Here is a 21,171-nt window from a genome sequence, read left to right on the forward strand (position 1 = left end):
CTCCCCCGCCCCCTTGCGATCGCCACCCAAACTTCGATAATATAAAGAGTTCGAGTTACAAAAATACAGGAATCACCGTGAGCAAGCGCGTCCAATTAGTCTTAAATAAGGATGTCACCAAACTAGGAAAAGTTGGAGACCTAGTAGAAGTAGCCCCAGGCTACGCCCGCAACTACCTACTACCCCAAGGAATCGCCTATCGGACAACCCCAGGCATCCTCAAGCAAGTAGAACGCCGTAGAGAAGCTGAAAGGCAGCGTCAGCTTGAGCTCAAGCAACAAGCTGAAACCCGCAAAAAAGCCCTCGAATCCGCCCCCACTTTCATCATCTCCAAACAAGTCGGCGAAGCCGAAGCCATTTTTGGTACAGTCACCACCCAAGAAGTGGCAGAATTGATTTTCAACACCACCGGACAAGAAATTGATAGACGCGGTATTCACTTACCTGAAATTCGCAAAACAGGTTCCTACAAAGCTGAAATCAAACTTCACGCAGAAGTTAGTGCCGAAATCGAAATTCAAGTCGTGTCTCTCTAGTTGTTAATTGTCATTAATTAGTGACGACTTTATCTTTGTAGGGTGAGCATTTGCCAATAAGAAGTCTGTAAATTATTATAGACAGAGAAAGTTGTAGGCAATGCCCACCCTATGTTTATAGCAAGTTTTTAGTCAGCTCATAAAGGCTTTTATAGCAACCGCCAGGGCGGTTAGGGGCTAGGGGCTAGGGGCTAGGGGCTAGGGAAAGAAGGGAAAGAGGGGAACAGAGTTAATGGTTTGGGCCATGAGCGAGTGTCCTAACTGCCTTGGCGGTTGCTATAATTAGCCATTAGCAATTAGCCATTAGCAATTAGCCATTAGCAATTAGCCATTAGCAATTAGCCATTAGCCATTAGCAATTAGCAATTAGCAATTAGCAATTAGCCATTACCCATTACCCATTACCCATTACCCATTACCCATTATTCTTCAGGTGACAAATGAGTGAATTAATGCCAACTAATATAGAAGCAGAAGAAGCAATTTTAGGAGGCATACTAATTGACCCCGAAGCCATCTCACGAATTGCCGAACTCCTTCGCCCAGAATATTTTGCCATCACCGCCCATCAAATCATCTACAAAGCCGCCCTCGACCTCTATTTTGAAGGCAAACCCACAGACTTAATGACCCTCACCACCTGGCTTGCCGACCGCAACAAATTAGAGTCAATAGGTGGACAAAGCAAGTTAGCCCAACTAGCAGAACGCACAGTTTCAGCAGTCAATATTGACCAATATGCCATATTAGTTGAAGATAAACATATTCGCCGCAAATTAATTCACGCTGGCAACGAAATTGTCCAATTAGGTTACGAGACAGCCACAGAATTACCAATAGTTTTAGACAAAGCCGAACAAAAGATATTTAACATCACTCAAGACCGTCCGCAGCAAGATTTAGTGGCCATCAGCGAGACTGTAAACGTCATCTCGCAAGAGTTAGAAAATCGCAATGAAGGTTTAACATTACCCGGCATTCCCTGCGGCTTTTACGACCTCGATGCCATGACCGGAGGCTTCCAGCGTTCCGATTTAATTATCGTTGCTGCTAGGCCATCAATGGGAAAGTGTATTGCTTTTGATACTCTCATAGTACAAAAAGATGGTAGTATTTCCACCATTCAAGATATCTATCAGCAACATCAAGAACATCAAGCAAAATTATTAACATTGGGCAAAGATTGGAAATTTTATCTAACTCAACCCTCGGCCTTTATAGATGATGGCATCAAACCCACATTTCGTGTAACTACCAAACTTGGGCGGTTTGTAGAAACTACCATTACTCACCCCTATTTAACTATTAAAGGATGGCGACAACTTGGGGAACTTAAGGTTGGTGATAAAGTTGCTGTTCCTCGAAAAATTGATGTGTTTGGTGCTGACAAAATTCGCCCCTGCGAAGTTAAGTTATTGGCTTATTTAATTGGAGATGGTTGTCTGGTAGATACAACACCAGAATTTATTAATAATCATCCTTTAATTCAAGCAGATTTTACTCAAGCTGCTCAAGAATTTGCTGATTTAAAAGTTCGCCAAGATGTAAGAGAAAATAAGGCTACAACCCTTTATGTATCTTTAAGCCAGGGCAAAAAAAATCCTTTGACTGCATGGCTAGAACAACTAGAAATGTGGAAGAAAGATGCTCGCAATAAAACAGTACCATCTCTCATATTTAGGTTAGATAAATCACAAATTGCTTTATTCCTTAACCGTCTATTTTCAACAGACGGTTGGGCAACAGTTTTAACTAGCGGTCAGGGACAATTAGGCTATTGCTCAGTTAGCGAAACACTAGCTAGACAAATACAACATTTATTACTAAGATTTGGGATAATTGCTGCGCTTAGAAGGCGCTATGTTAAATATAACAATACTCGTAGAATAGCTTGGCAATTAGATATTACTGATGCCCAATCCATCAAAACATTTATTTCAGATATTGGTATTTTTGGCAAAGAAGTTGCTTTAGGAAAAGTACAGGAAGCCTTAGCTAATAAGAAGTATCAAACGAATCGCGATTTAATTCCAATTGAAATTTGGGAAGAAATCGCCGCAGCCAAAGGCAGTGAACCTTGGGCGGTTTTAGCAAGGCGGGCAGAAATTAAAGGTTATACAAATATTCATGTAGGCAAGCGTTCGCTATCGCGAGAAAGGTTATTTATTCTAGCAACTACTTTAGAAAATCTATCTTTACAGCAATTAGCAACTAGCGATATTTACTGGGATGAAATTGTTTCTATTGAACCGATGGGATGCAAACAAGTTTATGATTTAACTATTCCAGAAACCCACAATTTTGTTGCTAATGACATCTGCGTTCATAATACTGCATTCTGTACAAATATAGCCCATAATATCGCGGCCGCGATGAAATTACCCATAGCTATTTTTAGCTTAGAAATGTCAAAAGAACAGCTAGTACAGCGCCTCCTTTCCAGTGAAGCCGGAATCGAAAGTAATCGCCTGCGTTCTGGTAGAATTAGTCAAAACGAATGGGCTCCTATAAGTAGCGCCATTGGTTCACTATCAGAATTGCCAATTTTCATTGATGACACTCCCAATCTTACTGTTACAGAAATGCGGTCTAAAACTCGCCGCCTGCAAGCAGAACAAGGAGGAGCTTTGGGATTAATATTGCTAGATTACTTGCAATTAATGGAGGGAAGTAGCGATAATCGGGTGCAAGAATTATCTCGAATCACCCGAAGTTTGAAAGGTTTAGCGCGGGAACTCAGCGTTCCAATTATTGCTTTATCTCAGTTAAGTAGAGGCGTAGAAGCGCGGACAAATAAGCGACCGATGATGTCAGATTTGAGAGAGTCGGGCTCTATTGAACAGGACGCGGATTTAGTGATTATGTTATACCGCGAAGAATATTATAACCCCGATACACCCGACAGAGGCATTGCAGAAGTTATCATTACAAAACATCGGAATGGGCCTACAGGGATAGTCAAATTAATATTCGATCCACAATTTACTCGATTTCGTAATCTGGCAGCTCCCAGACGGTCGTAATTTCCAAAACCAAGAGCTACCAGATATTAAATTCTACCCAGCGATTTTCAACAATTCCACATCGAAAATTAAAGTCGCATTCGGAGGAATTACCCCACCAGCACCACGAGCGCCATAACCCAAATCGGGGGGGATAATTAACTTGCGACGGCCGCCAACTTTCATCGTGCCCACGCCTTCATCCCAACCTTTAATTACCTGACCCACGCCAATTTTAAACTGGAAAGGACTATTGCGATCGCGCGAACTATCAAACTTAGTTCCGTTTTCCAGAGTCCCCGTATAGTGAACTACAACCGTCTGGCCAGTTTTGGGTTCCGCACCATCTCCCTCTTTGATTTCAGTGTATTTCAGACCCGAAGGCGTAGTAATTGTTTTTTCAGTATTTTCAGTCATATTATTGCCAGCGATAGTAGCTGGTGCGTCAGGTATTGTAGCCTCAGCTACTAACAAATTGCTTTGATTTAAAGACGCTTCAACCTCAGTCTTGATAACAGTCTGGGGTTGAGGTCTGCTAATAACGGCTGCAATGGCTTGTTGTCGGCTACCGCTAAATTGAGAGATTACCAGCACCGCACAGCATACTAACATTACCCCCAAGCTGATCAGAATTCCTTGCAAAATTCAATCCTCCTTATTACAGTGAAATAATCCCATCTTTGAGCTCCGCTTGCAAACACAACAAAAATTACTCAATCGCTCTCACTAAACTCAACGCCAGAGGCGATTTTCCAAATCGCGCAACTGACGTTCCAAACGGTCGAGCCGTCCCCGCAACTCATCCATTTCTGACTGACGGGGGACTCCCATATCTTGCATCATATTCCGCAGTTGCCTCTGCATCTGCGCCTCCCAGTTACCCTGCTCCGATTTGATCTGTTGCATCATATCATCTACTAAGGTTTGGGCTTGCTCAGAATTAATTTTGCCATCTTGAACCAATTGCTCGCTCACTTCCTGTAATTTCTCCGTCACCAGGGAAGTAGTACCAATGCCGAGCATAATCAGTTGCTTGAGTAAGTTACTGTTATCCATAAGGTTTTGCTGCTATTGGGAGGATTGATTGGGTACTCTCACCTTTGGCCGCGTACAAAGGCGATCGAGCCATCTGTACAATTGAAGTTAAATCAAAGTTGGCCTACATTTCTATTGTGGGGTATCTACCGATCGCCTGCGACTCCAGCCTGGAAGTCAATGTTCGGAAAACCGCCAGTATATCTACCCTCAAAGCATACAGATTGCGGATTTTTGATTTTCGCTTTTGAACTGAAAAACCCTCACCATGCCACATTGTCCCCGTTGTAGCCAACCTGTAGACGCTTCTGCGATCGCCTGTCCTCACTGCCAAACTCCTCTTAAAGCATACGGTCATCCGGGTATTCCTCTGCACCGTGCTCAAGGAGAAGAATCTCTCTGTACTAGCTGTCTCTACCACGAAGACGACACCTGTAACTTTCCCCAACGCCCCTTTGCCAAAGATTGTACCCTTTATCACGATCGCTCTGAACCAATTTTGCCCCTCAGCAGTCAATACATTAGTGGCGGTTGGCCCAAAATCCTGAAAAGCTGGTGTCAGCGTAATATATTCTGGTTATTCTTACTCGGTTTGGTAATTATCAGCCTACTACTATCTCTTTAATTAAGAAGAAGGGGGAAAAGAGGGGCTAGGGGCTAGGGGCTAGGGGCTAGGGAAAGAGAGGGGGAGATGGGGAGATGGGGAGGATGGGTAATTAGCCATTAGCCATTAGCTATTAGCTATTAGCTATTAGCCATTAGCCATTAGCTATTAGCCATTAGCCATTAGCTATTAGCTATTAGCCATTAGCTATTAGCTATTAGCCATTAGCTATTACCAATTACCAATTACCAATTACCAATTACCAATTACCAATTACCAATTACCAATTACCATGAGCAATGTGTTAGGAATCGATGGCGGTGGCACTAAGACTACTTGCATCTTAATGGACAAATCTGGTAAAATTATTGGACGCGGTGAGGCTGGCCCGTCCAATTATCAAAGTGTAGGCATTGAAACAGCAGAACAATCGATTAAATTAGCAATAAAACAGGCATTTTTATCGACAAAAGCAGACAAATATTTACCAATAGAAGCGATTTGTTTGGGCTTGGCTGGTGTTGGTCGTTCACAAGATATTAAGATTGTAGAAAGTTTGGTAAAAAAGTTACAATTATGCGACAACTTACCAATTAAATTGTTATTAAAACCTGAAAATACCTTAATTTGTAATGATAGCCAAATTGCTTTAGTAGGTGGCATCGGCAAACCCATAGGTATCGCTGTAATTGCTGGTACTGGCTCTCATATTTTCGGCCAAAACCATCAGGGGAAAACTAAACGAGTAGGCGGCTGGGGATATATTTTAGGCGATGAGGGTAGCGGTTATGACATAGCAATTCAAGGCTTAAAAGCAGCTTTAAAATCTTTTGACGGGCGCTTAGAATTTACCACTCTGACAGAACAGTTTAAAATTCATCTCCATCTAAAAAACATAGAAGATTTAGTGGAAGTCGTCTATCGGCGTGGGTGGGGAGTTAAAGAAATTGCGGCCTTAGCACCGATTGTAGACCGAGAAGCAGCAGCAGGCGATCGCGAGGCATTAAACATCATTGAAAGCGCCGCCACAGAATTAGCCTTAGCAACAAAAGTGGCGATTTCAGCCCTATTTGACAAAACAGAAGCCTATGAAATTGTTACTATAGGAGGTGCATGGGAAGGTACGGCAAATTTGCGAGGGAAGTTTGAAAATTATATAAGTGCGATCGCTCCCTTAGCAACAGTAATTTGGCCGCGCCATGAACCGGCCTCTGGTGCAGGGCTATTAGCGTTAAGCGCTCTCAATCGATATAACAGTTCTTAATTGGGTATGTACTGCTTTTAATTAGCAGTTAACAGTTAACCGTTAACAGTTAACCGTTAACCGTTAACAATCAATTCAGCAACTAATTTATCAGCCGTGCGTCTTTAATTACTCTAGATTGCTAGCAAGGAGACAGTTTTCATGTTTACTTCTAATCAATGGCGATCGCGAACAGTGGCAATATTAGCATTAGGCATCCTAGTTGGAGCCGCAGCACCAAATGTTGCGCCTGCTCCGGCTACAGCTCAACGTATTTCGCCATACATTGATGCTAGAATTCCCGCAGGTACGACTATTCCAGTTAACTACGAAAAGGATAAAATTATCGTCACTCCCGACGAAACTGCACCTGTAACTTTAACAGTTGCGCGAGATATTAGATCGTCTCAGGGTAGAGTATTGATTCCCGCTGGTAGTCAAATTGTCGGTCAACTACAACCTGCTAGAAGAGGCTCGCAATTTGTTGCCAAAGAACTGCTTTTAGGGCGCAACAAGCGCTATCGTATTAATGCAACTTCCAGAGTTGTCACCAGAACTGAAACTGTAGAAAGAGGAGCTAATGTAGGTTCCATTGCCAAAGGTGCAGCAATTGGCGCAGCAGCGGCGGCGGCGATTTCAGGGGTTACAGGAGACAAAGCGATCGCCACTGAAGAGGTTTTAGGGGGTGCAGGTATTGGCGCGATCGCGGGAGTATTGTTCGGCCGCAAAAAAGTTGATGTCGTCGTCATTCGTCCCGAACAAGACTTAGGATTAACAGTACGCTCTGAGCTCGTTTTGCGGTAACGAGAGATGGGGAGGATGGGGGAGATGGGGAGGATGGGGAGGTAAATCCCCCATTCTCCCCAATTACCCATTACCCATTACCAATTACCCATTATCTGAAGATATAAACTTTTGATTAGAAATCAAGCCTTGAGCTTGCAATTCCTTGGATATTTCCAAAGTGATAATGCAGGTAATCAGCCACACAAATCCCGCTATTAGTAGAACGCATCTAGGGGAAGTTGTGAGTAGAGATTGCTTTGTTCCTCTTTTACGATACCTGCTAAATCAAGTAGATAGATCCATGATTTTACTATCCAAGAAACATATTTCTAAGTTCCTCCTAGCCGTTACGCTGGTAGTTCTTTCTAGCTGCTTTGGCAAGACAACCAGCAGTACTGCTAATCCACCGCAGGTTGAAGCAACTGTTGCGCGATCGCCTGAAACTTCCCAAGTTACCCAACAACCCAATACATCCCCAGCCACGCTAAAATTTGCCCCACCAATCGGCTGCACCCTGGGCAAAGACTGTTACATTTTCCACTATGTAGACAGAGATCCTAGTCCAGCAGCCGTTGACTTTGGTTGTGGTCGTCAAACCTACGACGGCCACGACGGTACAGACTTCGGCATCCCCGATGAGAAAGCAATGGCATTAGGTGTCCCCGTTAAAGCTGCTGCTGCTGGCAAAGTTTTGCGATCGCGAGACGGAGTTGAGGATCGGCGGGTGGAGGATCAAACCACTAAAACCCAAGTCCAAGGCATTGAATGCGGCAATGGCATGGTAATCGATCACGGTAACGGTTGGGAAACTCAATATTGCCACCTCCGCAAAGGCAGTGTTGTTGTTAAATCCGGGACGCAGGTAGAAAAAGGCACAGTTTTGGGCATGGTAGGAGAATCTGGTTTAGCCTCCTTTCCCCACGTTCACTTAACTATCCGCTACCAAGGCAAGGCGGTAGATCCCTTTGTAGGTATAGATTCTCAGTCTGGCTGCAAAGTTACCCGGAACCCACTTTGGGATTTGCCACTAAATTATGTACCCACAGGTTTAATCCGGGCTGGCTTTTCTAGTCAGGTACCAGATATGAATGCTGTCTGGCAAGGGAAATTTTCTGAAACGCTACTTCCTGTAAATAGTCCAGCTATTTTATTTTGGGTGCAAGCTTTTGGAGTGCTTCAGGGCGATCGCGAATATTACAAGTTATTAGGCCCCAATGGTCAAGTTATTGGAGAAAATACAAATGAAATAAAATCCTCCAGCCGCGCCTGGATCAGTTACGTTGGCAAAAAAAATCGGGGAAATTCCACACTTACCCCTGGAATTTGGCGAGCAGAGTACCAATTGAAACGCGGAGATAAAGTGTTAATTGACTTGAAACGGCAAGTAGAATTGCGTTAATTAATCTTATACCAAATCCAGCTTAAATACCCCATTATTTCTTAGTCCGCGTAGGCGGACTTCGTTTGTGTAGGTGCGATTTCAATCGCCAAATTTTGATGGAGTGGAATTTCAATCAAAAACTCTGTTCCTGCTCCTGGTTCTGAGATACAATACAATCGCCCTCGATGCTCTATCGTCACAATTTGATAACTAATAGATAGCCCCATTCCCGTACCTTTACCTACGGGTTTAGTTGTGAAAAATGGGTCAAATAGTCTTTGTTTTACTTCCTCTGTCATGCCGCAGCCATTATCCGCGATCGAGATTCTAACTAAATCTGATTTATACAAACTCGTAGTAATCCTAATTATCTTTTTCTCCACCTGACGCTGCTCTTCTAAAGCATCCACAGCATTCGTCAGAATATTCATAAATACCTGATTAAGTTGCCCTGCATAGCACTCGATATCCGGCAAATTGCCATACTCTTTGATAACTTCAACACCAGTATATTTCGAGCTTCCATTTATGCGACTCTGAAGAATCATCAGGGCGCTGTCAAGACCTTCATGGATATTCACAGCCTTAACTTCCGACTCATCCAACCGAGAAAAATTTCGTAGGGATTTGACAATATCACTTATTCGTTCCACACCTACTTGCATAGATGTAAGTAATTTCGATAAATCTTCACTAAGAAATTCTAGATCGACCTCTTCTGACTTGGCTTGAATTTCTAACACCGGAATGGGATAATGCTGTTGATAGAGTTCTACTAGCTCTAGTAAATTTTGGGTATATTGGCTGAGATGAGACAAATTACCGTAAATAAAAGCTGCCGGATTATTTACTTCATGGGCAATCCCAGCTACCATTTGACCTAAAGAAGACATTTTCTCACTTTGGATGAGTTGGCCTTGAATCTGTCGTAATTCCCTCAGCGTTTGTTCTAAATACTCCGTTTGCTGCCGAAGTTGATTTTCCATCTGTTTCTGCTGAAGCAGAGATTGATTTAGAAGTTCGACTTGTTCCTGAGTTTGAATATAAAGTTTAGATTTTTCCTCCGCATTTGCTTGTGCTTCTTCCGAGAGTTGTACCTGTCTCCATGCTCCTATAATCGCTACTATTAGCACGCTCCCTAAAATTAGTGTTAAGAGATTCAAAGCATCCAGGGAAGATTCAATTATTGGACGCGGAATAACCAAGGCTACAGACCAATTTGCCTGCTGTAAAGGGGTATAAGCTACATATTGCCAGATGCCATCAATTTTGATTAATTCAATTCCCTGCTCTTTGTTCACCATCCGTCGCGCGAGGGTTGCTAAATTAACGTCTTTGCTTTCTAATAAGCTAGTAGCTGGTTTTTCTGTAGTTCCTCTTAAGGACGGATCGGGATGAACAATTACTCGACCCTCAGAGTTGAGAGCAAAGGCATAACTACCCTGACCTAATTGCAGACTTTGGATAACATTAAGGAGTCGATCGATTGGAATATTACCTGCTAAAGCTCCTAAAGGTTTTTCTGGTGAGCCAATCGGAGCACCAATTTGGATTTGGGCTAGTCCTAATGAACGACTAATTACTGGGTCATTAGCAGTAACTTTTCCCGCCATTGCCGATAAAAAGAAAGGGCGATCTGCTACAGTTCCTTTAGCTTTTCCTACTTGTGTATTGAATCGGGAACCGTCAGGAAATGCCATAGTAAGCTGTCGATATTCATCGATCCGTTTGACCTGGGATTTAAGATAGGGTTCAACGACATTCCAATCCATAGTTGCCAAGGTTGGTGTGTCAGCAATGGTTGCTATTTCTGTTTTCCGGGTTTCTAACCACTTATCAATTTCCCCACTACCCTGCTGAACTTTTAATAAAGCTTTCTCTTTGGAAGTGCTCAGCAGCAATTCATAGATAATCAGATAACTAGCGATCGCCGCAGCACTGACTATCAAAGTGAATCCAGCCAGGAGTAAAAGAGTAGTTACTTTTCTCTTTTTTCGTTGTTCTTTCTGAAAATTATTGTGAACCTGGCTAACTTTACTAAAGCTCATAGAAGAAGGAAGAAGGAAGAAGGAAGAAGGAAGAAGGAAGAAGGAAGAAAAATTTAGTTATCTAGGAGAGAAGGAAGAAGGAAGAAGGAAGAAAAATTTAGTTATCTAGGAGAGAAGGAAGAAGGATTTAGTTATTTAGGAGAGAAGGAAGAATGTTTATACAGTCAGTTTTTTAGCCATCCTTATCTTATTTTTAATTAGGTGGATTTACTTATATTCCCTTTTTCCCTCCTTCCCTCCTTCCCTTCTTCCCTAGTCCCTAGTCCCTAGCCCCTAGCCCCTTCTTTCCCTAGCCCCTAGCCCCTTCTTCAATCAGTTATAGCTCTAACTGGGTAAATTGTCCCAAGCTTGAGAAACAATGTCCCATAAGCGACGGCGCTGAGACAAATCCAGAAAATTATCCTCCTCTAGCACCTCAGCTTTGAGGTCATCTAGAGACTGTTGCCTAGAACGGGCTATATTAATAACGCCTGCGATCGCAGTTGCCACCAATTCCTCATTAACCCGCTGTTGTCGTAGGGCAATCATTTCTTGAGGGTTCGTGGGGATGGGATAATTTATGGTAATTGACGCAGCAGGATACGCCTGATGAGACGGTTTACCGCCGCTGTCTAAGGCATCGGACACCGAGGAGCGAACTTGAGTATCGCGCATAAAAAATGTAAGAATATGAGAGAATTGTAAATTTTTCTAAAAATAACTTAGTATCTGTGGAGTATAGCGCACTTTTCTCCTGTGTCAACCCCTATTTTTATGAATTTATTTCACGTTTGAGATTGTAAAATGCAAGAAATTCTCTATCTAGAAATCCCAACTCCTAAGACTAAAGCTGTATGCAGTTGGTTGCAGCACGAATTTGAGACCGGAGTTGGCAAGAAAATTATTACTCCTGACGGCTTTCGCTTACTCTTAGGAACAACAACAGCAGAAGTTGCCAATCCTGAATCGGTAGAAATTTCCGTTTTCCTGTGGTCAGTGCAGCGAACCACATACTTAAAAGTATTTCGCCTCGATGACAAACCCGCCAGCGGTGAAACGCAGTTTCTCCATCGCCTCACAGTGTCTCTGAGAAATCAGTTTCCTTATCAATATCCAGAACCACCAGTCATCGATTTATCCCAACAGTCGATTTTTGAGGCCTTGGCCCCACACTACCCCCTTACTGTTCAATACTTTCAGAAAATGCCTCAAGGGGAATACGACCTCAAGCGCGTTTATTGGTGGGAAAGGCGTTGGCGAGAAGGTGTTCGCAATCCTCAAACGCCGAAGCAGGTGGTGTTTAGGAAGGAAGAAGGAAGAGGGGAGAAGGAAGAAGGAAGAGGGAATTACGGGGAATCTGATACTTGTTTCTATGATTTGATTTATGTGGGAGGCGCTTTAGGAATCATCCATGCGGCTGTTATGGCTAGGTTGGGCTACAAGGTGCTGCTGTTGGAAAGGTTGCCTTTTGGTAGGATGAATCGAGAGTGGAATATTTCTCGCGATGAACTCCAAAAGTTAATTGATTTGGGTTTGTTTACGGCTGCGGAAGTGGAAAGTTTCATTGCCAGAGAGTATAAAGATGGCTATAGCAAGTTTTTTGATGCTAACAATCCCGCGATCGCAAAAGCTCAAGTTTTACATACACCAAGGGTACTGAATGTAGCCCTAGATGCTGAAAAACTTCTCTATTTATCGGGAGTTAAGTTTACTGAAGCTGGTGGTGAAATCTGGGACGAAACTGATTTTGTCCGGGCAGATGTGGAACCTCAAAAAGTTATAGTTCAGGCTTATCATCAGCCCAGCCAATCTGAGCGGCAAGCTTGTGGTCGCCTACTGGTGGATGCGATGGGGAGTGCTTCTCCTATTGCTTGGCAACTTAACGGAGAGCACACTTTTGATAGTGTTTGTCCGACGGTGGGAGCCGTAATTGACGGAGGTTTTGAGGCTGGAGTATGGGATTCTGATTATGGAGATGTACTCAATTCTCATGGGGATATTTCGCGAGGCCGTCAACTAATTTGGGAGTTGTTTCCCGGTGCGGGTTCGGAAATTACGATCTATTTGTTTCATTACCATCAGGTCAATGTTGACAATCCAGGCTCTTTATTGGAGCTTTATGAGGACTTTTTTGCGATTTTGCCAGAGTATCGTCGCTGCGATTTAGACAAGTTGACCTGGAAAAAGCCGACTTTTGGTTACATTCCGGGGCATTTTAGTTCGGGAAGTCACGATCGCACTGTTGCTTTTGATAGACTAATAGCGATCGGTGATGCAGCTTCTCTCCAATCTCCTCTAGTTTTCACTGGTTTTGGCTCTTTAGTTCGCAATCTCTCCCGTTTAACTGACCTTTTGGATGCTGCTTTAAAGCATGATTTACTTGAGGCCCACCATTTAAATCAAATTCGCGCCTATCAGAGTAATGTCTCTGTGACTTGGCTTTTTTCTAAAGGGATGATGGTACCGACGGGTAGTTTCTTACCGCCGGCGCGGATTAATTCGATTTTGAATACGTTTTTTGGAGTCTTGGCTAGCACCGATCTCGCAGTTGCAGAAAAGTTTATCAAAGACCGGGTTGATTGGCTAACTTTTAATGGACTTGCTGTGAAAGCAGCGCTCAAAAATCCCTCTCTTCTAATTTGGATTTTGGATTTTGTGGACTTGGAAGATATTCTACGTTGGCTGCGGAGTTATCTTAATTTTACTGTACTTGCTTTGGCTAGTTGGCTGTTTGGATGGCTCCCAAATTTGGCTCGGAAAACTCAGCCTTGGTTGGAACCCCGCTATCCTTCTTTCTGGTTGTGGTTAAAGGCTTTCAACTATGCCATTACTGACGGGATCGGAAGACCACAAAATTAAATTGGTAATGGGTAATAGGTAATTGGTGAACTTATGTAATATCATGTCCTGTTAAATACTTGTCATTGCGAGCCAAGCGAAGCGCGTCAAGCGAAGCGCAGTTGCGAGGTACGAAGCAATCTGAGGCTTCCGAAGCAAGCCCGAAGCAATCGCAGAGACTAGGCGATTGCTTCGCGGAGCTCGCAATGACAGAGCGTAAATTAAATCTCACCTTGTAAAACTTGATTAACTGTTAGATTAAGTTCGGCAAAGGTAGGAGAAATGAGGCGATCGCTATTTGTAAAAACAGCTTCCTCATACCATCCTTCAGAAAGAGTAAAAATAGTAATTTTTGTTTGTAAAAGATCGACAATCCAATATTCAAGAATATTTAAAACACAATATTCGGCACGTTTGGCGCGGTAGTCGATACTTTTAGTTGATTCGCTAACAACTTCTACGACTAAAAGCGGTGGCGGTTCATTGAGGAGAATAACAGCTTCGCGGTTTTGCAAGTTTCGCCATTGTTCTTTAGGAATAACAACTACATCGGGAATGCGAACCGTATCCCAGCGATCGCCGCGAGGAGATTGAACGCCGATCGCCGTTTGTTTAGATACCCAATCCCGTCCAATTCTAGCAATCTCGTTGCGAAATTGAGTATTAAGAAAATCAATAACTTCACCATGTTTTCCAGTTCCGAGTGCCATAGAGACTAATTCTCCCTTAACTAATTCATAGAGAATATCTGTGCCGTCATTATGGTGCAGATATTCTTCTAGAGTAAAATGTTGGGTTATAGCAGTCATAACATTTGGTGTAGTTGGGATGATTCTATTAACCACTATCTAAAACTGGGTAATTCAATTTCAGCTAGCGATCGCCGCTTTTTACCAGGGCCAGGCGAGTAGGTGATCGATGCTACCCAGTCAGCTTTCCCAACAAAAATCGGCTCCGCTATCCATTGGGGATTTTCAGATAAGGGGGTTTCGGCTGAATCTGAAAATGGTGATGCTCTAAATGCTTCCCACTCATTGGGATTTGGACTATCTTCCAGTTCCGGTTCAGCTTCAGCACTGAGCAATGGATTCTCGCTTGTTGTAGGCTCTATATGCCAGTAAGTTTCGACCTCCTGCAATTGATTACTGGAGGCTTCTAATAATGTGTTAACAATCGGATTCTCCTGGGAAAAAGGTAATATTGGCTCTTCTGAGGCTGGCCTTTCTGTAATCTGTCCAGGTTGTCCTGACCAAGGTTTAACGGGTGAAGCTTGAGGTTTCAATTGCGCTTCTGTATTCTGACCTTTGGGTGTAGTAATAACAGCTTCGGATTGGGTGCGAACATCATTATCTACACTTTCAGGTATCTGAGTTTTGACTTCTGACTTAATCAGGTGAGGCATTTCTAAATACCTCTCTAAAGCTGCTTTGAATTGTAGGGTGTGGCGTTGCTGGCGATGTAGGCGCGATCGCAGTTCCCGACAACTATTTTCTGTTTGTACTACTAGATGTTGCTGTTCGCTGTAACGCTGCTGAGTTAAAGCACATTCCCGTTCGATTACAGCAATGCGTTTTTGGCTGGTTTGCAACTGCTCTGTTAAGGTTTCTATTAAAACTTCTTGGCGCTGGATGATTTGATTGACTTGTTCTTGTTTGCCAAAAAACTTGGTCATTTGCTCCTGAGCATCGCCTAGTTCAGCAATCCTTTGCTCTAACAAGGTTTCTTTCGCCTGTAGTGCGTTTTGAGATTCAATCAGTGCTATTTCTAGCTCCGATATTCGCTGCATTAGATCGCGGTTACACTCATGTAAGGCTTGAACCAAAGTTGTCGGAGATTCCGCTTTACTTTGAGTGTCTGGTGAAAAATGAATAGTTTGTTCGCGATCGCTAACTTTCCAAGGGGATATCGGCGCAGGAGAATCAGTTGGTATCGCTCTAGCTGACAATTCTCCTGTTTCCTTTTTCAATTTCCCACCTTTAACAGACTTTGTGGGAATTGCATCTACACTAATGGCGTTGGGGAAATTGACTGTTTCCCAGTCTTCTTCTGGCTGTTCCACGATAGTTGGTCGGTTGGTGGCTAGTTTTGCTGCTTGGGTATCTTTCGACTCCTCGGAATTTTCTGCCATATCCGTCAGTGTGGAAGGAGTAGTTGAGTTCAAAACGCTAGGGTCAGATTCGATAGTCAGGAAGCGCGGGGGCTGATTTCCAGAAGGATCAGCTTCAGGCATAAGTTTAATCCCAACTTGTCTGTTTCTGGATTTTACTGAATTCTACTCAAAAAATCAACCTATCTGACTTTGACTTTCGAGTACGCAGCAGTTACATATTACTTATGTAGCGCTCTCCTCTCAGTGGTTCCAGTACAGCCGGACAGCGGCGCTACTAATTTAAGCGTCAAAATATTCAGAAATGTTGTTAATATTTGACAACAAACTTTCTAATCTATCTACTTTCAAGAAAAAGATCAAATTCTTTCCTGATTGAGATTTATCTACAAACAACTTGACATATTTTGATGGCAATATTTTACTAAAACTGTGGAGTTGTTGTTTACTTTGATCTTGAGCTTCTTCTATCTTAAATTGTACGTGACCGAGCAAGGCGATCGCGTAAACGCCAGAGTTGTTTTCCGACAGCAATTGCTTTACCGTCCCTTCTCGATAACTCGGTAGCATATAGGTAATTCCCCGCTCAACAACTGTGCTAATCGCTCCCATAATACCGTTAAAGAAAATATTTCCCACCTCAGTCAAAGTTTCCTTTCTCAAGGCATTTTGGTCAAGGGTGCGGCGATCTTCACTTGCAATTGCATTGACCAGCAAAGCAGCGCTATCTTTGGGGAAAACTAACTGAGCGCTGCCCTGAAATTCTCCACTGAACACGAGTTCCATTGCTACAATCCGCTCTGTGCCGAGGCCTTCCTCTAGTTCAGATTGTAATTCCTGGGGCGACAATATTTCTAGAGGGTAAAGCTCCCAAAAAATCGGCGTTTCTGTGATGTAATTGAGCATATCAACGGCTCTGTCTATGCCAATTTTAAACATTTTGTGCAATGCTAATTTTTGTTCTTTGTTTGGTTTCATAATATTTGTAATTTATCAGGTGCAGTAGTTAAAAAGAGGGAATGTTAACAGTTAATAGTTAACGGTTAACGGTTAACGGTTAACAGTTAACAACTATTCAAAAGTCAAAACTTATAATTACCGCGTCTAAGGTTGACGGCAAATCCCAAATACAGAAGTATAACCGTGCAGAAATGTACCACCACCGACGGGGCCAATTTCACCATTACAGAAAAAGCCTGTAAGGGGGATATTGTTAAAGTAGCGGCTAAACAGACGGGAATCAAAACTAGGTTCACCGTAAAGGCCTTCACCTCGCCCCATGCAGGAAAACATTAAAGCACCGGCTCTGGCGGCGGCTGGGTTGAAGGGTGCTTCCCGCTGATAACGAGCAAGTAGCATTTCTAGGTCTTCAGCGGAGGTCTGGGCATCGCGGAGATGGAATTGGATGCGTTGACCGGGGCGGACGCGATCGCCAATCGCAATAGCTCCTACCTTGGGATCTACCCCCAACAGATTGCGAATTAAAAAATCTCCTTGGTCTAATTTCAGCTTAAATTCATCTCTGACTACCCCTACAAATAGAGAGTGCTGGGCTAATTGCCGATCTTCTTCGCTAAGAGTAGAAATTAAATCTCGCAAAGCTTCTAGAGGCGATTGTTTGCGGCCGCTACCGATTGGCCGATCTAAACTCTCTTGTTCTTCAAGCCCCAGCAAAATATTACGCTCTCCTTCTGTGACTCTATAGGGTTGACCAATGGGCCGACAGCCTTGAGCTACAATCGTTTCCAAAACTATATTGCCGCTGAGAGCTACCCCAACAGTCCCTTCTCGGTAAAGTCGATAGTTACAAAATAGTGCTGCACTTCTCCCCATTCCGTTCCCGCTAGCAAGTCCCCCAACTTTGGCCGAACCGGGATAGGCATAATCTAATCCTTGGAGTAGGTCGTTAATTTTTGAGGAAAAGGGATCGGCTAGTAAGATGAACTGGGGCTGTTCTTGGGCGGACACGCCGATTTGCTGCACCCAAGTATCGGGGGGACTGTCCATGTCTGGAAGTTCTTCTGCTGCAATGTGAAAGGTTTGTACTTTCACCCCCGGTAAACGTGCCAGACTTAGGCTTAGGGCGGGCGAGCCTTCGACTTCCTCAGTTATGCCCCCTCTGTTCATGCCAATCACGCCCCCGCCTCCGCAACCCGCGATCGCAGCAGCCGGTAGATGTTCTTGTAGCAAGGGCATCAGGCGAGAATACTCGCTGGCAAAAGCAGACGATATAAACACCAACCCCAAATCTGCCTGCCCCTGTAATCCTTGCTGAGCTTGTTCTACAACTTCTTTGAGAGCAGCTTCTAAGGAAGGACGGGTTGATAAGGCGCTGACCCACTGCATTTCGCTTGGCGCGTACATCTTGATACTCCTATAATTTATTTGCTTACAATTTGCTCTTCTCACTAGGCTAACCTGGTTATGCCGCCGTAAGAGCGATTCGATCGCAGTAGATCCCGTGCTGGGAAATCTTATGTTAAGATAAGTTAACCTATGGATCTGTTAAGTCTGTGAGATGTCAACTTGGATTTGGGCAAAATCTTAAAAGATAAAGCTTAATACAGTTGTGACACCCCAACTTAATGTATGAATAGTTGAGTAGCACTTCTAAAGCTACTATTGATGGGCTAATTTAGTCCAATCTGTAACTGGAACCTCTAACCAACTTTCAGGCGGGAGAAGTTTCTCCTAGTGATTAATCTCCTAATGATTAAAGTGACTGAGACAACATCCATGAATAACATCCAAGAAAAAATTGACGAAGAACTCGCAAACGCTCGTGCTGTATGCGATATTAAAGGCGGTACTTCAGGTGAATGTGCAGCAGCCTGGGATGCGGTTGAAGAACTGCAAGCTGAAGCTTCCCACCAAAAGCAAAGTAAACCTAAGAATTCCTTTGAGAAATATTGCGACGATAACCCGGATGCGGCTGAGTGCAGACTCTATGAGGAGTAGAATTACCAACTGTCAGCTCTTAGCCTAGTTTGTTTCTGGAGTTTAACTTGTTCTTTGATGCTGACAACTAAATTAAGCTGAAGGCTTACGGAGCGATGTTTAGACCCTAAAGCTGGCAAGTCTTAGCAAGCAACTGGGATTTGAGAAAAGTATTCCAGTTGCTTGTTTTATTTGTTTAGTAGATTTTTTGCAAAAATATCTGATTAAATTTCTTTGAAAATGTCGAGCTTTTTACTTGCTGCTACTTCGCCTTGGTTTCAACCTCTAGTCTGGACTGATTATCGGCTAGCGGTGCTATTTACTGTTTTGATGCCGCTAATTTTACTGATTTGGGCTTTTGTGGAAAAAGCTGATGCAATGGTACGCTTATTAACTATTTACTGGCGGGTAGCCAGCTTGTTAGCAATTACAGTTTACCTGATGATTGCCGCTTTACCTATAAGTTTTGGAACATCGTTGTTGGCTCGTGCGCTGATTCCTGTGTCTCTCTGGTTTTGGGTAGATATTAATGAAGAAATTGACGATCGCCCACAGTCGCCGCTGAAACTGAGTTTTACTTCGTGGCGTTGGGCTGTTAGTATTTATAGCGCTTTAGGTGCGATCGCGCAAATTCCCTTTATAAATTGCAGTTTCAAATCTCAAAGTCAATTGATGGACGAGCCATTTTGCCGAGTTTGGCTAGATGCGCCTTGGATGTATAAAGATATTTTTCACCACAATGGAAATGTCCAATTTTTGGGCTTTTTGGGGCTGGTTGGTTTAGTGGTTTATGTAATTTACTTAAGCTACTTTGTGTTAATCAAGCTGGGGAAACAGGGGCGATCGGCTACAGGACAATGATAAAGGCTAATGGCTAATTGCTAATGGCTAATGGCTAATGGCTAATTGCTAATTGCTAATTGCTAATTGCTAATGGCTAATGGGTAATTGGTAATTGGTAATTGGTAAGTAGTTTGAAAACACGCCCTAGCCCCTAGCCCCTAGCCCCTAAAAAAAAGCTCCTGTCATTTAAACAGGAGCCTTCTAATCAATCAAAAAACCTAATCAAGATTAGGCATAGAAAGCACAGCCTCATTCTCCCGGTCAATACCTTTCTCAAAGCCAGCAACAGCCGCACGAGCGCGACCAGCGTGCCACAAGTGACCAACCAAGAAGAAGAAACCCATCACGAAGTGGAAACAAGCCAACCAAGAACGGGGAGACACATAGTTAAACGAGTTAACCTCAGTCGCCACACCACCTACAGAGTTCAAAGAACCCAAAGGAGCGTGAGTCATATACTCAGCAGCACGGCGAGCTTGCCAAGGCTGAATATCATTCTTGATCTTGTTCAAATCCAAGCCATTAGTACCGCGCAGAGGCTCCAACCAAGGGCCTTGGAAATCCCAGAAACGCATCGTTTCACCACCGAAAATAATTTCGCCAGTAGGAGAGCGCATCAAGTATTTACCCAAACCAGTCGGGCCCTGTGCAGAACCGACGTTTGCACCTAAGCGTTGGTCGCGGATTAGGAAAGTCATAGCTTGAGCTTGAGAAGCTTCCGGCCCCGTCGGCCCATAAAATTCGCTAGGGTAAACAGTATTGTTAAACCAGACAAAGCAGCAGGCAATAAAGCCCATGAGCGACAAAGCGCCCAAGCTGTAGGAAAGATAAGCTTCGCCAGACCAGATAGAAGCGCGGCGAGACCAACCGAAAGGCTTAGTCAGAATGTGCCAGACACCGCCAGCAATACAAATCAAGCCAACCCAGATATGACCGCCAACAACATCTTCTAAGTTATTGACGCTAACGAGCCAGCCTTCGCCACCGAAGGGAGAGCGAGTTAGATAGCCGAAAATAACTGAAGGGTTCAGAGTTGGGTTAGTAATCACCCGCACATCGCCACCACCAGGGGCCCAAGTGTCGTACAAGCCACCAAAAGCCATCGCTTTAGCTACCAACAGCAGAGCGCCGCATCCCAAAATAATTAGGTGATAGCCCAAGATGTTGGTCATCTGGTTCTTGTCTTTCCAGTCATAACCAAAGAAGCGAGAGTATTCTTCCAGGGTTTCTGGGCCGCGAACGGCGTGATAAATGCCGCCCAAACCAAGAACAGCAGAGGATATGAGGTGAACTACGCCTACTACAAAGAAGGGGAAGATGCTGGTGACTTCACCGCCAGCGCCTACGCCCCAACCCAAAGTAGCGATGTGAGGCATGAGAATTAAGCCCTGTTCGTACATGGGCTTTTCGGGGATGAAGTGAGCGACTTCAAACAAAGTCATTGCTCCGGCCCAGAAGACTATGAGGCCAGCGTGAGCAACGTGAGCGCCTAACAACTTACCGGAAAGGTTGATCAGGCGAGCGTTACCGGCCCACCAAGCAAACCCGGTGGAATCTTGGTCACGGCCGCTTAAATAAGGATTAGAGAGCGTTACCACTCGGTAGAACCTCCAGCGATTTTGGATTTTGGATTTTGGATTTTGGATTTCAGATTTTGGATTTCAGATTATAAACTGCTCTGAAATCCAAATCTCAAATATTAGAGAGCGTTACCGCGAGGAAGAACTTCTTCAGGGAAGATGAAGTTTTCATGCGGTTGATCTTGAGGAGCCATCCAAGCGCGGATACCCTCATTAAGCAGAATGTTCTTAGTGTAGAACGTTTCAAACTCA

The 21,171-nt window shown here is 43.7% G+C and carries 19 protein-coding genes and 1 pseudogene; 10 read left to right on the forward strand and 10 right to left on the reverse strand.

Annotated elements, in window-relative coordinates:
- Positions 1 to 77 precede the first annotated feature (77 nt).
- Positions 78 to 536, forward strand: coding sequence for a 50S ribosomal protein L9 (gene rplI / locus PY364_RS28315; RefSeq protein WP_275571057.1), 459 nt, complete (start codon positions 78 to 80; stop codon positions 534 to 536).
- 440 nt (positions 537 to 976) lie between these two features.
- A complete protein-coding gene (dnaB, locus tag PY364_RS28320; protein WP_275571040.1) occupies positions 977 to 3,559 on the forward strand; it encodes a replicative DNA helicase in 2,583 nt (860 codons plus the stop codon).
- A 33-nt stretch (positions 3,560 to 3,592) separates the two neighbouring features.
- On the opposite strand, the gene PY364_RS28325 is transcribed toward dnaB, so the two are convergent.
- Complete coding sequence (locus tag PY364_RS28325) at positions 3,593 to 4,180, reverse strand: FKBP-type peptidyl-prolyl cis-trans isomerase (RefSeq protein ID WP_275571041.1); 588 nt, start codon at positions 4,178 to 4,180, stop codon at positions 3,593 to 3,595.
- Positions 4,181 to 4,270: 90 nt separating this feature from the next.
- On the reverse strand, positions 4,271 to 4,594 hold the full coding sequence (locus PY364_RS28330) for a phasin family protein (RefSeq protein ID WP_275571042.1): 324 nt from the start codon (positions 4,592 to 4,594) through the stop codon (positions 4,271 to 4,273).
- Between the two features lie 44 nt (positions 4,595 to 4,638).
- Between PY364_RS28330 and PY364_RS28335 the strand changes: the two genes are divergently transcribed.
- From PY364_RS28335 to PY364_RS28355, 5 genes are all read left to right on the forward strand, one after another.
- The gene (locus PY364_RS28335; protein WP_275571043.1) at positions 4,639 to 4,824 is read left to right on the forward strand and encodes a hypothetical protein; all 186 of its coding nucleotides are present in this window, start codon (positions 4,639 to 4,641) and stop codon (positions 4,822 to 4,824) included.
- A gap of 17 nt (positions 4,825 to 4,841) precedes the next feature.
- On the forward strand, positions 4,842 to 5,198 hold the full coding sequence (locus PY364_RS28340; protein WP_275571044.1) for a zinc ribbon domain-containing protein: 357 nt from the start codon (positions 4,842 to 4,844) through the stop codon (positions 5,196 to 5,198).
- 271 nt (positions 5,199 to 5,469) lie between these two features.
- On the forward strand, positions 5,470 to 6,441 hold the full coding sequence (locus PY364_RS28345; protein ID WP_275571045.1) for a BadF/BadG/BcrA/BcrD ATPase family protein: 972 nt from the start codon (positions 5,470 to 5,472) through the stop codon (positions 6,439 to 6,441).
- Between the two features lie 141 nt (positions 6,442 to 6,582).
- Complete coding sequence (locus tag PY364_RS28350; protein ID WP_275571046.1) at positions 6,583 to 7,224, forward strand: hypothetical protein; 642 nt, start codon at positions 6,583 to 6,585, stop codon at positions 7,222 to 7,224.
- Positions 7,225 to 7,507: 283 nt separating this feature from the next.
- Complete coding sequence (locus tag PY364_RS28355) at positions 7,508 to 8,605, forward strand: M23 family metallopeptidase (protein ID WP_275571047.1); 1,098 nt, start codon at positions 7,508 to 7,510, stop codon at positions 8,603 to 8,605.
- Between the two features lie 41 nt (positions 8,606 to 8,646).
- On the opposite strand, the gene PY364_RS28360 is transcribed toward PY364_RS28355, so the two are convergent.
- A complete protein-coding gene (locus tag PY364_RS28360) occupies positions 8,647 to 10,635 on the reverse strand; it encodes an ATP-binding protein (RefSeq protein ID WP_275571048.1) in 1,989 nt (662 codons plus the stop codon).
- 324 nt (positions 10,636 to 10,959) lie between these two features.
- The gene (locus tag PY364_RS28365) at positions 10,960 to 11,289 is read right to left on the reverse strand and encodes a hypothetical protein (RefSeq protein WP_343279134.1); all 330 of its coding nucleotides are present in this window, start codon (positions 11,287 to 11,289) and stop codon (positions 10,960 to 10,962) included.
- Positions 11,290 to 11,418: 129 nt separating this feature from the next.
- Here PY364_RS28365 and PY364_RS28370 point away from each other — a divergent pair, with 129 nt between their 5' ends.
- Entirely contained in the window at positions 11,419 to 13,473 is a 2,055-nt protein-coding gene (locus PY364_RS28370) for a flavin-dependent dehydrogenase (protein WP_275571049.1), read from the forward strand.
- 200 nt (positions 13,474 to 13,673) lie between these two features.
- Here the strand turns inward: PY364_RS28370 and PY364_RS28375 are convergent, their stop codons facing one another.
- The 4 genes from PY364_RS28375 to PY364_RS28390 all read right to left on the reverse strand — a co-directional run bounded on the left by PY364_RS28375 (position 13,674) and on the right by PY364_RS28390 (position 17,923).
- Positions 13,674 to 14,261, reverse strand: a complete 588-nt coding sequence (locus tag PY364_RS28375; RefSeq protein WP_275571050.1) for a Uma2 family endonuclease — start codon at positions 14,259 to 14,261, stop codon at positions 13,674 to 13,676.
- 35 nt (positions 14,262 to 14,296) lie between these two features.
- Positions 14,297 to 15,682, reverse strand: a complete 1,386-nt coding sequence (locus PY364_RS28380; protein ID WP_275571051.1) for a hypothetical protein — start codon at positions 15,680 to 15,682, stop codon at positions 14,297 to 14,299.
- Between the two features lie 159 nt (positions 15,683 to 15,841).
- The gene (locus tag PY364_RS28385; RefSeq protein ID WP_275571052.1) at positions 15,842 to 16,537 is read right to left on the reverse strand and encodes a hypothetical protein; all 696 of its coding nucleotides are present in this window, start codon (positions 16,535 to 16,537) and stop codon (positions 15,842 to 15,844) included.
- A 126-nt stretch (positions 16,538 to 16,663) separates the two neighbouring features.
- A complete protein-coding gene (locus PY364_RS28390) occupies positions 16,664 to 17,923 on the reverse strand; it encodes an FIST N-terminal domain-containing protein (RefSeq protein ID WP_275571053.1) in 1,260 nt (419 codons plus the stop codon).
- Between the two features lie 372 nt (positions 17,924 to 18,295).
- Between PY364_RS28390 and PY364_RS28395 the strand changes: the two genes are divergently transcribed.
- Together PY364_RS28395 and PY364_RS28400 are read left to right on the forward strand one after the other, a co-directional pair.
- Positions 18,296 to 18,517 (forward strand): Calvin cycle protein CP12, encoded by a 222-nt coding sequence (locus PY364_RS28395; RefSeq protein WP_275571054.1) that lies wholly within the window; start codon positions 18,296 to 18,298, stop codon positions 18,515 to 18,517.
- A 219-nt stretch (positions 18,518 to 18,736) separates the two neighbouring features.
- On the forward strand, positions 18,737 to 19,357 hold the full coding sequence (locus tag PY364_RS28400) for a DUF3177 family protein (protein WP_275571055.1): 621 nt from the start codon (positions 18,737 to 18,739) through the stop codon (positions 19,355 to 19,357).
- A gap of 200 nt (positions 19,358 to 19,557) precedes the next feature.
- Here the strand turns inward: PY364_RS28400 and psbC are convergent, their stop codons facing one another.
- Positions 19,558 to 20,937: a photosystem II reaction center protein CP43 gene (gene psbC / locus PY364_RS28405; protein WP_275571056.1), complete on the reverse strand. Its 1,380-nt coding sequence runs from the start codon at positions 20,935 to 20,937 to the stop codon at positions 19,558 to 19,560.
- Positions 20,938 to 21,038: 101 nt separating this feature from the next.
- Positions 21,039 to 21,171, reverse strand: a pseudogene (locus PY364_RS28410) (photosystem II protein D2); the annotation flags it as partial.

The organism is Kamptonema sp. UHCC 0994 (assembly GCF_029167235.1).
In the GTDB taxonomy this organism is placed as follows: domain Bacteria; phylum Cyanobacteriota; class Cyanobacteriia; order Cyanobacteriales; family Microcoleaceae; genus Kamptonema.